This is a genomic window from Microseira wollei NIES-4236, from assembly GCF_020521235.1.
GTDB classification, from domain to species: domain Bacteria; phylum Cyanobacteriota; class Cyanobacteriia; order Cyanobacteriales; family Aerosakkonemataceae; genus Microseira; species Microseira wollei.
In genome coordinates this window covers 1-14,802 of sequence record NZ_BLAY01000040.1, presented here as the reverse complement: position 1 = coordinate 14,802, position 14,802 = coordinate 1, and the positions used below count along the sequence as shown (strand labels likewise).

General features: G+C 44.9%; 10 protein-coding genes and 1 pseudogene. 9 read left to right on the top strand and 2 right to left on the bottom strand.

The features are described 5' to 3' along the window. Nucleotides 1-3: 3 nt before the first annotated feature. Nucleotides 4-2,157, top strand: a complete 2,154-nt coding sequence (gene glyS / locus MiSe_RS14925; protein WP_226580817.1) for a glycine--tRNA ligase subunit beta — start codon at nt 4-6, stop codon at nt 2,155-2,157. 172 nt (nt 2,158-2,329) lie between these two features. Here the strand turns inward: glyS and MiSe_RS14920 are convergent, their stop codons facing one another. After that, nucleotides 2,330-6,082 carry a PAS domain S-box protein gene (locus tag MiSe_RS14920; protein ID WP_226580814.1) on the bottom strand — a complete coding sequence of 1,251 codons (3,753 nt, stop codon included), beginning with the start codon at nt 6,080-6,082 and terminating at the stop codon, nt 2,330-2,332. Between the two features lie 563 nt (nt 6,083-6,645). Here MiSe_RS14920 and murD point away from each other — a divergent pair. Further along, nucleotides 6,646-7,989, top strand: a complete 1,344-nt coding sequence (murD, locus tag MiSe_RS14915; protein ID WP_226580811.1) for a UDP-N-acetylmuramoyl-L-alanine--D-glutamate ligase — start codon at nt 6,646-6,648, stop codon at nt 7,987-7,989. A gap of 276 nt (nt 7,990-8,265) precedes the next feature. Here the strand turns inward: murD and MiSe_RS14910 are convergent, their stop codons facing one another. Beyond that, the gene (locus tag MiSe_RS14910; protein WP_444980501.1) at nt 8,266-8,670 is read right to left on the bottom strand and encodes a DUF6335 family protein; all 405 of its coding nucleotides are present in this window, start codon (nt 8,668-8,670) and stop codon (nt 8,266-8,268) included. Nucleotides 8,671-8,897: 227 nt separating this feature from the next. On the opposite strand from MiSe_RS14910, the gene MiSe_RS14905 reads away from it, so the two are divergent. The 7 genes and pseudogenes from MiSe_RS14905 (at nt 8,898) to MiSe_RS53805 (ending at nt 14,615) form a co-directional block, all read left to right on the top strand. Further along, nucleotides 8,898-9,287 (top strand): DUF2267 domain-containing protein, encoded by a 390-nt coding sequence (locus tag MiSe_RS14905; protein ID WP_226580806.1) that lies wholly within the window; start codon nt 8,898-8,900, stop codon nt 9,285-9,287. 94 nt (nt 9,288-9,381) lie between these two features. After that, the gene (locus MiSe_RS14900; RefSeq protein WP_226580804.1) at nt 9,382-10,482 is read left to right on the top strand and encodes a DJ-1/PfpI/YhbO family deglycase/protease; all 1,101 of its coding nucleotides are present in this window, start codon (nt 9,382-9,384) and stop codon (nt 10,480-10,482) included. Nucleotides 10,483-10,599: 117 nt separating this feature from the next. Then, nucleotides 10,600-11,253, top strand: coding sequence for a phosphoribosyltransferase (locus MiSe_RS14895; RefSeq protein ID WP_226580800.1), 654 nt, complete (start codon nt 10,600-10,602; stop codon nt 11,251-11,253). A gap of 24 nt (nt 11,254-11,277) precedes the next feature. Continuing rightward, nucleotides 11,278-12,447: a zinc-dependent alcohol dehydrogenase gene (locus tag MiSe_RS14890; protein ID WP_226580797.1), complete on the top strand. Its 1,170-nt coding sequence runs from the start codon at nt 11,278-11,280 to the stop codon at nt 12,445-12,447. Nucleotides 12,448-12,506: 59 nt separating this feature from the next. Further along, the gene (locus MiSe_RS14885; RefSeq protein WP_226580795.1) at nt 12,507-12,719 is read left to right on the top strand and encodes an acetyltransferase; all 213 of its coding nucleotides are present in this window, start codon (nt 12,507-12,509) and stop codon (nt 12,717-12,719) included. A gap of 100 nt (nt 12,720-12,819) precedes the next feature. Then, the gene (locus tag MiSe_RS14880; RefSeq protein ID WP_226580792.1) at nt 12,820-13,158 is read left to right on the top strand and encodes a cupin domain-containing protein; all 339 of its coding nucleotides are present in this window, start codon (nt 12,820-12,822) and stop codon (nt 13,156-13,158) included. Between the two features lie 371 nt (nt 13,159-13,529). Beyond that, a pseudogene (locus MiSe_RS53805) lies at nt 13,530-14,615 on the top strand (iron-containing redox enzyme family protein). Nucleotides 14,616-14,802 lie beyond the last annotated feature (187 nt).

Genomic DNA, 14,802 nt, shown 5'->3' with positions numbered 1-14,802 from the left:
TGTATGGCTAATTTTTTATTGGAAGTTGGTACAGAAGAACTCCCCGCGAATTTTGTCCCTAGCGCGATCGCACAGTGGCAATCTATCATCCCCCAAACTCTTGCGGAACAGTTCTTGACGACGGAGAAAATAGAAGTCTACGGTACTCCCCGCCGCCTCGCCGTCCTAATCCAAGGTCTACCCGCACAGCAACCTCTTCGAGTCGAAGAAATTAAAGGTCCTCCCGCAGCGGCGGCGTTTAAAGATGGTCAACCTACCCAGGCGGCGGCGGGTTTTGCTAAAAAACAAGGGGTAGAATTAGCCAATCTGGAAGTTCGTCCTACGGATAAGGGCGATTTTGTCTTTGTGCGTAAAACGATTCCCGGACGCGCAACGACCGATATTTTGACCGAATTAATTCCCCAGTGGATTGGCAAATTAGAAGGTAAGCGGTTTATGCGCTGGGGGGATGGCGACTTGCGGTTTGCACGTCCAATTGTTTGGTTGGTGGCGTTGTTGGATGATACTGTGCTGCCGATTAAGTTGGAGAATGGTAGCGACGTGGTTTTGAGCGATCGCATCAGTCGAGGTCATCGCGTTTTGCACCCCGAACCCGTTTCAATTCCCTCGGCAACAGATTATGCCAATTGTCTGCAATCTGCCTACATCGCCGTTGACCAAACCCAGCGTCACGACAACATCAAACGTCAAATTCAAACCGTCGCTCAACGGCAAAATGGCTACGCAGAAATCTACCCAGATTTATTAGAAGAAGTTACCTATTTAGTCGAATGGCCTACCGCTGTTGTCGGTAAATTTGAACCAGAATTCTTGAATTTGCCTGTGGAAGTTATTACCACAGTCATGGTAACTCAGCAGCGATATTTCCCCATATTTACCGCAGAAGACGCCAAAGAATTATTACCCTTTTTCATCACAATTTCCAACGGCGATCCAGCTAAATCTGATAACATTGCTGCCGGAAACGAACGGGTGATCCGAGCCAGGTTATCCGATGGACAATATTTTTATCGCGCCGATTTGGCTAAGCCGTTAGAAAGTTACTTGCCCCAATTGGAAAAAGTCACCTTTCAAGAAGAATTGGGTTCAGTGGGTAATAAAGTTGTCCGAATTAAGAATATTGCCGCAAAAATTACCTCACAACTGCAATTAAACGAGTCAGACAGCAACAATATCCAACGCGCAGCCTTGTTGTGTAAAGCCGATCTCGTCACCCAAATGGTGGGAGAATTCCCCGAATTGCAAGGAGTAATGGGACAAAAATACGCTTCAGCCAGCGGCGAAACGGAAGCAGTCGCAACGGCAATTTTTGAACATTATTTACCGCGCGGTGCGGGAGATAAATTACCCCAAACTTTAACAGGTCAAGTTGTTGGATTAGCAGATAGATTGGATACCTTAGTAAGCATCTTCGGGTTGGGAATGCTACCCACAGGTTCTGCGGATCCTTTTGCCTTGCGTCGCGCTGCCAATGGGGTTATTAATATTACCTGGACAGCCGAGTTACCGCTCAACTTGCAACAGTTATTAGAGCAAACAGTAGCAGATTTTATTGCCGCTTATCCCAATAAAGCCAACCGCGACGAACTGTTGCAACAATTGCAGGAATTCTTTATCCAACGCATCCGCACCCTACTGCAAGAAGATCGGCAAATTGACTACGATTTAGTCAATGCAGTTTTGGGAGAAAACGACCCAGAATATACAGAAAGGGCGTTAAAAGATTTATTGGATGTGAGAAATCGGGCGATTTTCCTGCAAGAAATTCGGCATAACGGCAAGCTGGCGGAAATTTACGAAACCGTCAACCGTTCTACCCGTCTCGCCGCCCAAGGAGATTTGGATAAACAACAATTGGAACCCACATCAATAGTGCGTCCGGAATTGTTTCAAAAATCATCCGAACAAGCTTTTTATGATGCTTTGGTGCAGTTAGTACCGCAAACAAAAGCATCAAGAGAACAGCGAAATTATCAACAATTGGTGGAAGCGATTGGTCAAATTACGAGCAAAGTCAGCACCTTTTTTGATGGCGCAGAAAGCGTGTTAGTAATGGATGAGAATTTAGACATCCGGCGCAACCGTTTAAATCTGTTAGGATTGTTGCGAAATCATGCGCGGGTTTTAGCAGATTTTGGGGCGATAGTCAAGAGTTAAATTGGTAATTGCTAATTGCTAATTGCTAATTGGCTCGTTTGGCTCGTTTCGTTGGCTCGTTTCCAGGCATAGCCTGGAAATGCAGTTTGGGAGGCTCTGGCCTCCCGACCTCACCAGAGGCCGCAGCCTCTGGGGTAGCGTTACCAGGCTCTTGCCTGGTAACGAGGCGATACTACTGACATTGAAAGTTTGATGCTTCTGGGAAATATTGTTCGATTAAATTAACAATTTTCTCAGTTTCAAAATCTTCGCTAAGTTCGATTATTCGGTTGGCAAAGATAGTCGCTTCAGGATAGGATTGTTGGATGCGAATCGCTTCCTGCTCAACTAAATCGGTATAACCAACGTAGGCTGATTTATACAGGGTTATCAGTTGCTCAAATGGGGGCATTACCATTTCTATTTCTGTAGGCAATGTTTCAGGGTTTTGAGTTTCTTCCTGGTTTTCAACAATCCACGATAAATTTAAATAATCCTCGATTTTGTGCAACAAATCTTCGGCTTGGATGGGTTTGGGGAGAAAATCGTTGCAGCCAGCTTCTAGACTTTGTTGTCGGTCAACTTCAAATACATTAGCAGAAGCAGCGATGATAACTGTATTTTGAAATTCGGGAATTTGGCGAAGTTTTCGAGTCATTTCTAAGCCATCCATTACGGGCATTACTAGGTCAGTGATAATTAAATCTGGTTTAAAATTAACCGCTTTTTCTAAACCTGATTTTCCATCAGCAGCTTCGCAAATTTCAAATCCGATTGGGTCTAACATATTGACGAGGACGGCGCAATTTTCCCAACGGTCGTCAATTACCATAATTTTGCGTTTTTCGCCTTGGTAGCCGATGATATTATGCGTTAAAACAGGGATTGAATCTATCGATATGGAGCCTTCTGGCAAGTCGAGGTCGAACCAAAATGTGCTGCCAACGCCGGGGGTACTTTTGACAAAAATATTGCTTCCCATTAATGCAACAATTTTCTGACTAATAGCGAGTCCTAATCCAGTTCCTTCGGCGCGACGGGAAATATCTCCTACTTGCTCGAAGGGCAAGAATATTTTTTCCAATTGTTCTGGATTGATGCCGATGCCGGTATCTTCAATTTGGCAGCGGATTTTCGTAAAAGGAATTGGTAATTGGTAATTGCTAATTGGTAATTGGTCTTTTTTTCCCTCGTTCCATAGCGCAGCTTTCCCCTCGTTCCCTGGCGCAGCTTTCCCCTCATTCCCTGGCGCATTCTCCTCGTGGGAATGCAATGGCTCTGCCTGGGAATGCAATGGCTCTGCCTGGGAATGCAATGGCTCTGCCTGGGAATGGAATGACCCATTACCAATTACGCCTACTTTGAAGGTGACGCCGCCGGTGTCGGTGAATTTAACCGCGTTGCTGAGCAAGTTAATTAAGACTTGGCGCAGGCGTTTTTCGTCGGCGATAATGAATTGGGGGAGTTCGTTTAGGGGTTGGTAGGTAAAGTTAATTTCTTTTTCTCTGGCGCGGATTTGGAATATTTCTGTTAACCCATTTAGGAAGGTGGGGAAAATAAATTCTTCGGGATGGAGGTCTAGTTTTTGGGCTTCGATTTTAGACAAATCTAAAATATCGTTAATTAAGGTGAGTAGGTGAGTACCGCACTGGTGAATTATTTCTAAACCGCGCTTTTGATTGGGGTTGCAGTCTTTTGATTTTTGGAGAATTTGAGCGTATCCTAAAATGCCGTTGAGGGGGGTACGAAGTTCGTGGCTCATGTTAGCGAGGAAGGCGCTTTTTGCGGTGTTGGCGACTTCGGCGGCTTCTTTGGCAGCTTGTAGGGCAATTTCTGCGGCTTTACGATCGCTTATATTGCGAATCAAACAGATGACTCGATCTTCCTGGAAGCGAACGAGACGCGCTTCAAATGTCTGCTCTCCTTTTGGCAAGGGCAAGCAATATTCCATACTAATGATGGAGTCGGTTTGAAGTGCGCGTTCAATTGCTCCATAGAATTGTTGATTAACTGGATCGGGTAGAACTTCCTGTACCCGTTTACCCATAAAAGCTTCTGGAGTTACGTATAAGTCTGTAATTTGCCTAGTTTGATATTCCAGAATTGTGCCTTCGGCGGCTACGAGGAAAAACAGATCGGGAAATGCTGCAAAAATTGCTCTGAAGCGGGCTTCACTGGCACGCAAAGCTGCTTCTGTTTGTTGGCGATCGCTTATATCTTGAATTTGACAAATAAAATGAAGCGGCTGTTGCTTTTCATCTCGCACAACTGACACACTCACCAAAGTCCAAATCACTTGCCCATTTTTATGCAGATAACGCTTTTCGAGATGGTAATAGGAAATTTCTTCAGCCAAAATTTTCCGGCGATATTCTTGGCTAACTTCCACGTCTTCTGGATAAGTAAGTTCTTGCCAAGTTAGAGACAGCAACTCAGATTCTGAATAACCAAAAATTTCACAAATTACAGAATTAAAATTTAAAAATTTTCCTTCTAAGGAAACAATGCACATACCAATCGCCGCCGTTTCAAAGAAATTTATAAACCGCTGTTCGCTTTCTCTGAATGCCTTTGTTCGTTCTAAAATTTGCGTTTCTAAAATTTCATTATAGTCTGATAACGCTTTTTCTTTCTCCGACAAAACATCATTCAAATATTGCATATCTTCAAATGAACGCCGCAATTGTAACGCCATAATATTAAAAGAATTTGCCAGTTCTCCTAATTGATCGGCGCGGTCAAGTTTTACTGGAGTATCCCAGTTTCCTTGAGCGATATTATTGGCGGCATTATGCAATATTAAAATGGGTTTTATTACCCAACCAGCGGTGATAATGCCAATGACTGTAGACGCAATTAAAGCGGCGAGACAAAGCAAAATAGTGGTGCGGTTGCTGGCGTTGATTTGCTCCATAAAATCGCTTTCTGGAACCACCACGACAATTAACCAGTCTAGACCAAACTCATCCTTAAAGGGTGTAACCTGTATGAATTGCCGTTCGCCTTTGATTTCAAAATCAAGTTGTTTTGCGGTGTTAATCTTGGTCAATTCCCCAAAGTAAGAGGTCAAATGCTGCGCTGTCAAGCGAATTATCTGCTCCCTACTTTCAGTAGCTTTCAGTCGTTTTATCTCTTGATTATCGGCAGTTTTTAAGAAGGGTGGTTCCGTGGTTGAAGAAGCTACTATTAACCCCGATCTCTCGATAATAAAAGCCTGTCCGCGAGTCCCGATTTTTAAACTTTGCAGGAAGTCACTGATAGCTACAAGGGATAGATCGCTACTTAAAACACCTTGCAGCTTACCCGCCGGATCGTAGAGGGGGTAGCTAGCAGAAATACCTAAGTTTCTAGAATAAGGAATGTAGAGATAAATGGGACTCCATGTAGGTTTGCCTGCTTGCACGGCAATCTGGTAAAAAGGTCGCTTTGTCACATCATAATTTGGCAGATTGACCAACATTTTTTGGCGATTGCCTTGGCTATCTACCCCATACACTCGCAGGACACCCTTTTGGTAATTTTCTGTTAATGTAACTGTCAAACCTCTTTCATCGTTTCCACTTGAAATAAGCCCGCCCTGCGGGTTGCTGAAAGCAATTCTAGTCAGTGAATCGAACGCTTGAATTTGTTTTAAAAAGTGGAGTTCTAAGTTTTTGGGATTTTTTATATCCACCTGACCGAGATCTACAGCATTGACATTGTTTAAATTAATCTGCTGCGGTGTTTTTAGGTAATTTATGATGCGATCGCTCGTGCGATCGCTAATTTCTCTCCGCAATTGTGAAGCAACATCGTTGACTGCTTCCTGTCCGTTTTTAAACGAGAGATACCCCACTAAAGCCACCGTACCAGTAATTTGCAGTACAAATGGGACTATCAGGACAATTCGCAAGGTTGCTTTGCGAGAAACTTTAGCAATAATGTTGCTGATGGGTTGGATAATCATTGAGATAATTGATAATTGAACGTCACGGTAATTTACGAGCGGATGCCCCAATTGCCTTGTTATTCGGCTGCTGCTTGATCCCGAATTGGGCGTTACAGTGAAATTTAGAAGCGATTGTTTTGTATGATCGGTTAACAAAAGTGTTGGTAAGGTAAGAACAACTAAATTTTAGTAAAATAAAAATATTATCCTATCGTACCATAGGTTTTTTCAAGATTCTCTTGTCGAAGGAGCGATCTGCCAGACCGCCCACGCTAGGCGATCTGCCAGACCGCCCACGCTAGGCGATCGCATCCTGAAAAATGAAATATATTTGACAAATTACCCGAAAACTGGTATAAATAGGCCCCGCCGCCCAGAAATAAAAGCCTTAAATTTCTGGCTGTAGGGACACGGCACTATACAACATGGATGGGAAAAGTCAAAATTACTCTCCGCCGTGTCCCTACAAAACTGACAATGGATGGTAAAAGTCAAAATTATTCTACGCCGTGTCCCTACAAAACTGACAACGGACGGTAGGATAAAGGTTGCGTCGATCAGGGGAAACTAAAACACAGTCTATGCCTAACGCTCATATCATTGGTTTGGGGAGATCGGGAATTGCTGCGGCAAAACTGCTAAAACGGGAAGGATACTCAGTGACATTGAGCGATCTCAAAAACTCCCCCGCGTTTCAACAACAGCAACAGCAACTTGTCGATGGTGGAATTACGGTCAAGTTAGGCTATTCTTTTGAACCCGATACTTCTGATAACCTCATCGTAGTTAGTCCCGGCGTTCCTTGGGATATTCCAGCTTTAATTCGCGCCAGAGAATTGGGAATAGAAACTATCGGCGAAATGGAATTAGCGTGGCGATATTTAAATAATATTCCTTGGGTTGGCATTACCGGAACGAACGGAAAAACAACTACCACCGCTTTAATTGCCGCTATTTTTGCAGCCGCTGGATTTTACGCTCCCGCTTGCGGTAACATCGGCTACGCTGCTTGCGAACTAGCCTTAGCAGATAAAAAACCCGATTGGGTAATTGCGGAAATTAGCAGCTATCAAATCGAATCTTCAGCAGCAGTGGCGCCGCGTATTGCTGTTTGGACAACCTTCACGCCGGATCACTTGAGTCGCCACAAAACTTTAGAGAATTATTACAACATCAAAGCGCATTTATTAACGCAAGCCGAGGTACAAATTTTCAACGGCGATGACCCGTATTTGCAAAAAAATGCACCGGCGCGTTTTACCAATGCTTACTGGACGAGTGTCAAAGGGAAAGCGGATTTAATTAACTCAAAAGGCGCTTATATTGAGAATGGTTGGGTAGTATTTGAAGGAGAAGAAATTCTTCCCGCAACCTCCTTGCGGATGGTGGGAGAACACAATCAACAAAACCTGTTAATGGCAGTTGCAGCAGCTTGCTTGGCGGGGATAGGGAAGGATGCGATCGCATCTGCCATTGCCAACTTCCCCGGAGTTTCCCACCGCCTCGAACACATCTGCACTTGGGAAGGAATTGACTTTATTAACGACAGCAAAGCCACCAACTACGACGCCGCCGAAGTCGGGTTAAATTCTGTTTCTGCACCCGCAATTTTAATCGCAGGCGGAGAAGCAAAAGCCGGTGATGATACCAAGTGGCTAGAAAAAATTAAAGCCAAAGCCGCCGCCGTTTTACTCATCGGCGATGCAGCAGCAGCATTTGCCAAAAGATTGGAAGAAGTTGGCTATTCCAATTACGAAATAGTCGAAACAATGGAACGCGCCGTACCCAGAGGAGCAGAATTAGCCAAACAATATCAAGCCAAAGTGGTGTTGCTATCTCCCGCTTGTGCAAGTTTCGATCAATATCAAAGCTTTGAACATCGAGGCGACAATTTTCGGGAAATTTGTCAGAAATTGGCTGGCTAATGGCTAATGGCTAATGGCTAATGGCTAATGGAAGAAACAATTACAGGATTTAGGGGCATATTGCGGGTTTCTATGACAGCTAGGTCGAAACAAAGGTGATGACCCCGTCGTGCGTAAGTCCTAAATTAGCAATTAGCAATTAGCCATTAGCAATTAGCAATTAGCCATTAGCAATTAGCAATTAGCCATTAGCAATTAGCCATTAGCAATTAGCCATTAGCCATTAGCAATTAGCAATTAGCCATTAGCAATTAGCCATTAGCCATTAGCAATTACCTATTCCCTCCGTTCCTCATAATCATCAGAAGACGCCGGATCTAATTCCCACCTGCGATCGTCGCGAGTTTCGTACTTATCAAAACCGTAATAGTCTTCTTTATCGTGCATTTCTGTACCAACAGCTTTGCCCAGATCGTCAACAATATCTTGATCCGGAGTCGCAACTGTTCCACCTACCGCCTCGTCACCTACTGCTTCTGCTTGTTCCCAAGCAGCATCGATATCGCCGCCAGTTAATTCAGGGTTAGTTGAGGTATATTGTTGCATTTCATCCCGCAATCTGCGCCTGCCAATATTGTAACCAGGCTCGTCTTTAACCCCGGTTCCATAAGATTCGGTAATTTCCTGCGGCAGATCGCTAATTTGCGGTTCCTCTTCCGCGTCCTCTGTATCTGGAGGCATTATATTTAAACCGATATTAGATTCCAGTTCGTCGGACAAACCACCAGTTGTAGAAGATTTTGCTTTCTTTGCCATAAAACTTGCTCCTTTCCCCTTTTTTAGCTTAGTTTTTACCGGCCTTGCCTACCTATCTCTTTAGACCGAAACCAAATCTATCACTTTAGAGCGAAGAAGATTTTCCGAGTAATGCCTACGCTTAGAAGCGTATCGGGGACAAGTTAAAGATCATGAAACGCGACGAGTTTCTCAAACAGGTTCAAAGCGTCGCTCAGCTTGATTCGCGTGAAGAAGCTGAGCGTGCTACCCGCGCCACTTTTGAAGTACTTGCCGAACGCATTGTAGGCGATGAAGCCAAAGATTTAGCCTCCCAACTGCCGCAAGAGTTAGGACAGTATTTGCGCGGTAGAGAAGGTGAAAACGGTCAAGCTTTCTCGCTCAAAGAATTCTATCAGCGCGTAGCGGATAAAGAAGGGGTAGAACCAAATGTTGCTGCGATGCATGTCAGGGCAGTATTTACAGTTTTGCAGCAAGGGGTTACTCCCGGTGAATTTGCCGATGTCCGCGCCAATTTTTCACCCGATTACGAAGAGTTGTTTGCTGTAACGAACATATCGTAATTGCTAATTGCTAATGGTTAATTGCTAATTTTATTGTTGGCAATTAGCAATTAGCAATTAGCAATTAGCAATTAGCAATTAGCGAGGAATGAATATGATATCAAACCATCAAGGCTCTCAAAAGCGCGTTGCCATCCTGTTAGAACACGGGGTTGAAGATGCTGAGTTTCAAATTCCTTATAAAGCCCTAAAAATGGCGGGAATCGATGTAGTTGTCCTCGGTTCGCGCAGGAATGAGGATTATAAGGGCAAGCAGGGCAAAGTTTCGCTGAAAGCTGATGCAACGACAACGGAAGCAAGCGCTGAAGAATTCGATGCGGTTATTATTCCTGGCGGAATGGCACCGGATCGGATGCGAGTTAATCCAAATACGGTGCAATTTGTGCGGTCAGCTATGCAGCAAGGAAAATTGATTGCTGCTGTTTGTCACGGACCGCAAGTTTTGATTGAAGGCGATTTACTTAAAGGTAAAAATGCCACCGGATTTCGGGCGATTCGCAAGGATATGCAAAATGCCGGGGCGCATTATATCAACGAGCCTTTGGTAGTAGATGGAAATTTAATTACTTCCAGACAACCGAGCGATTTAGCGATTTTTACCACGGCGATTTTAAGTCGTTTGGGTTACGGCGGCAAAGAAGCTGCACTGCCTGATGAAAGCGATACAAATGCCGAATGGTGGAAACTCGCGGATGCTTGGGGCGGATCGACTAAAGGCGAAATTGTCAGCGCAATTAATACTGCCTTGGCTGGGGAGCGTTATTCCCACGAAGCATTTCAACATTATGCTGAAAAAACCTCGGATTTCGAAGTGCGTCGCCTGCTTCAAGAGATAGTTCAAAATAAACAGCATCACATTCAAATGCTGGAAGATCGGCTCAATGAATTGGGCGAAAAACCCTCTTTACCGGCTCAAGCTGCCGATACTTTGGCGAAGTTGCAAACCTCGCTTCAAGGTAGCGACGACATGGCTATGATGCGTCGCGCACTGGGCGATATTCAAACGGGTGTGGTTGATGTTTATAACCTGATGCTCAAGTTAACCGACCCGGTGACGGTGAGATTATTCACTCAAATTGAAGCAGATTTGTCTGAGTACGAGCGGCGTTTTGCCGAACTTTACCGTCAGCGGTTCGCCGGGGCAATCACCAAGCCAGCTAAACCCTCTACTGGCGCGGCTGTAACGGCTGCGTGAACAATTGCTTAAAGATTGCAGGTGAAAACTTAAGCTCGCGGACAAAAAATTGAAGAATTTAATCTCTGTGCCAGCTTAAATTTAAAATTGAACTGTTTTTTTCATCTGTAATTAATAATGCAATTTAAAGATCGAACCGCAGCGGGGCAAATGTTGGCAAACCAGTTATCTGCTTACGCCAATCGTCGGGATGTTTTGGTGCTGGCATTACCTCGCGGTGGAGTTCCAGTCGCCTATGAAGTGGCAGTTGCGCTGAATGCGCCTTTGGATGTGTTTCTGGTGCAAAAGTTGGGGGTTCCCGGCTGCGAGGATTTGGCGATGGGTGCGATCGCCAGCGGTGGCTTCCGCGTCATCAACTCGGAAGTCGTCGCGGCTCATCGCATCCGATGTGGGATCGTTGAGCGCGTGGCGTACAGAGAACGCTGGGAATTGCAACGCCGCGAGTTGGTGTACCGGGGTAATCGGCGATCGCTCGACGTTTACGACAGTACAATCATTCTCGTCGATGACGGCATCGCCACCGGAGCTACCATGCGCGCAGCGATTTTGGCACTCCGACAGCAGGAAGCTAAGAAGATCGTCATCGCCGTCCCCGTCGCCCCCGCTAAAACTTACGCTCAATTGCGACCCGAAGTGGACGAAATTTTTTGCCTCTTGACACCAGAACGTTTATATGCATTAAGGGCTTGGTACTATAAATTCCCGGCGATCGCAGACCAACAAGTGCAACAAATACTTGAGTTAGCTAACCAAAGTCAACTCGCAGCCTGATTCAAATAAAGGAAAAGAAACAAAATGAAAGCTGTTTGCTGGCATGGTGCGAACGACGTGCGCGTCGAGACGGTTCCCGACCCGAAAATATTAAATCCCCGCGATGCGATGATCAAAATTACCTCAACTGCGATTTGCGGCTCGGATTTGCATATCTACGATGGGTTTATCCCAACGATGCAGAAAGGGGATATTTTGGGTCACGAATTTATGGGAGAGGTGGTCGAAGTTGGGTCGCAAGTGAAGAATTTAAAAATCGGCGATCGCGTCGTCGTTCCCTTCACGATTTCCTGCGGCAATTGCTTTTTCTGCAATCGCGATTTGTGGTCGATCTGCGATAACAGCAACCCCAACGCTTGGATGGCAGAAAAACAAATGGGTCATTCCCCAGCCGGATTATTTGGTTACTCACATTTATTCGGCGGTTATGCAGGCGGACAAGCCGAATATGCCAGAGTCCCCTTTGCCGATGTTGGCTGCCTCAAAATACCCGATGGTTTAACCGACGAGCAAGTATTATTCCTCACCGATATCTTTCCCACCGGCTACATGGCAGCAGAAAATTGCAACATTAAACCAGGGGATACCGTAGCCGTTTGGGGATGCGGCCCGGTAGGACAATTTGCTATTAAAAGTGCCTATATGTTAGGGGCCGAAAGAGTCATTGCCATCGACCGCATTCCCGAACGCCTACAAATGGCAAAAGAACAATGCAAAGCCGAAGTTATTAATTACGAAGAAATCGATCCGGGTGAAGCCGTAAAAGAAATGACCGGCGGCAGAGGTCCCGACGCTTGTATCGACGCCGTTGGCATGGAAGCCCACGGTACAAATAGCGATTACCTCTACGACCGAGTCAAGCAAGCGGTACGTTTAGAAACCGACCGACCCACCGCTTTGCGTCAAGTAATACTCACCTGTCGTAAAGGCGGAAATGTCTCGATCCCAGGCGTTTACGGCGGCTTTTTAGACAAAATTCCCATGGGTGCAGCGTTCAACAAAGGGTTAACTTTCAAAATGGGACAAACCCACGTCCACAGATATTTGAAACCTTTGTTAGAACGGATTCAAAACGGTGAAATTGACCCATCATTTGTGATTACCCATCGCCTGAAATTAGACGAAGCGCCCCACGGCTACGAAATTTTCAAACACAAAAAAGATAACTGCATCAAAGTTGTGTTGAAACCATAATAGCTAATAGCTAATTGCTAATAGCTAATTGACCCATTACCCATTACCCAGGAGGTTTTATGTTACTCAAACACAAAGAATCTGGCACTTTAGTAGAAGTCCTTGATGTTCAAACACTGATTAACCCATCTAAAGAGAAAGTCCCCGGACAAACTCAAGAAGGGCAAGAAGAACAAGATCCAGAGGGCTATTCCAAGCATAATTTGATTTTTCCTTCCGGTGAAGAACTCCCCCGCTGCTGGGTAGATGTCAATTACAACAATGCAGCTTAGGTAATTGCTAATAGTTAACAGTCAAAAATAATCGTTGACTCTTAACTATTAGCAATTAGCAATTAGCAATTAGCAATTAGCATTTTCCCAGGATAAATTTATGACCGATACCAGCGTTAAAAAAGTTGATTCTGCCTATTCTCCAAAAGGAGAAATGGGGCAAAAATATCTCGCATCGGGAAAAAGCTTGTCGATGCGCCTTTGGGAAGATGAGCAACCTGGTGAAGACAAACCACCGACTCAGCGCGAGTATGAAACCGTCGGTTATGTAATTCAAGGTCGCGCTGAATTACATATCGAAAATCAAATGGTTTTGCTTGAACCCGGTTCATCTTGGGTTGTGCCTAAAGGTGCATCCCATACTTACAAAATTCTCGAACCATTTACCGCCGTTGAAGCAACTTCTCCCCCCGCCCAAGTTCACGGGCGCGATGAGTAATACAGAAACCCGGTTTCTCTAATAATACCTTCGCCAATGTTTTGAAACGCCAAGATCCCCCAGGCTAAAGCCTGGGGCTACACAAACAAAGCCCGCCAGAGCGGGCTGAAATTCTAAAAGCCCGCTCTGGCGGGCTTTGTTTGTCTAGCGACACCCTTAAGGGTGTCGGATGCAAGGCGAAGGTATTGTTAAATAAACCGGGTTTTTTAATATCTGCCTCATCCTTAAGTCATATATTTAAACAAAAGATTTAGTAAAAATAATTACAAAATGGCTACTAAAGAAAGATACGGTAACCGCCAATGAAAGTTTATTGTAAATAAGTGTGGAGACAGGGAACCAACATTAGTTGGGCGAAAAAGGAAGATTAAATGCAAAGCAACGTAGTTCAGATGCCGCTGACTAGCTGGAAGGAACAACTGCAAGCGGTTGATTATCATGAAGCTGAGCAGCAATTTGTAACGCTGCTGGAATTGGAAGATTTAGATACGCTGGAAATTCAGCCAGAAATAGCAGAAAATTTTGCCAGAATACTCGATGGTGCTATCCAAGTTGCTTATCAAGAAGCACCCGGAGAAAGCGAAGCAGCACATCGTTTTTTGCAGCGGGTACTTTATCGCATTAACCGACTAAAACTGTTTTGGTACGACGATCTGCGAAACTATACTAACGAAAGGTCTGGTTACTTGCGGATAGTGCGCGATCGCATCGAGTATTTCTGGCAAAAGTGGGAACTGGCACAAATAGACGTAGAAGCACTAAAGCAACTCGATGTCAAGCAAGCATTGATCGAACGCGCCGCATATGATGTCGCTCCGCCGTTGAATGAAAATAGCAGATATATCCGCGCAGAAATGAGCGAAGCGGGGTATCGACATTTGCTGGCGATCGCATCCTTCGACGGGTTAGTTGAAGCAAGTCGTCTTTCCCGCATTTTGGGAGGCGCTGCCAACGAAGTACAATGTACTTTAGTGCGGGTATTATTAGAAGAGTACGGCAGCGGCAAATTAACTCGCAAACACTCTACTTTTTTTGCCAAAATGCTTGCCTAATTAGGACTCAATACCGAACCAGAAGCATATTTTGACATCGTACCCTGGGAAGTATTAGCAAGCATTAATCATAACTTTCTATTAACAGAATGCAAGCGTTATTTCCTGCGTTACAACGGCGGACTGGCGTATTTTGAAGTAGTAGGACCCGCCATCTATAAAAATTATCTCGCCGCAGCGCAACGTTTGGGATTATCAGAAGCAGCGATGGGATATTGGGAACTGCACATTAGGGAAGACTCACGCCACGGACGCTGGATGATCGACGATGTTGCATTACCGTTGGTAGATATGTATCCTAACGACGCATGGCAAATTGTGTTGGGGTACGACCAAGAGAAATTTATGGGCGATCGCGCCGGTGACGCCGTCGTCCGATCGCTCCGCCAAGCAGAACTTCGCTAACTAATGTTTGTAGTAGGGACTTTAGTCCCCAAAAGTCTAATAAACAACGACACAACTGCACTAACTAATGTTTGTAGTAGGGACTTTAGTCCCCAAAAGTCTAATAAACAACGACACAACTGCACTAACTAATGTTTGTAGTAGGGACTTTAGTCCCCAAAAGTCTAATAAACAACGACACAACTGC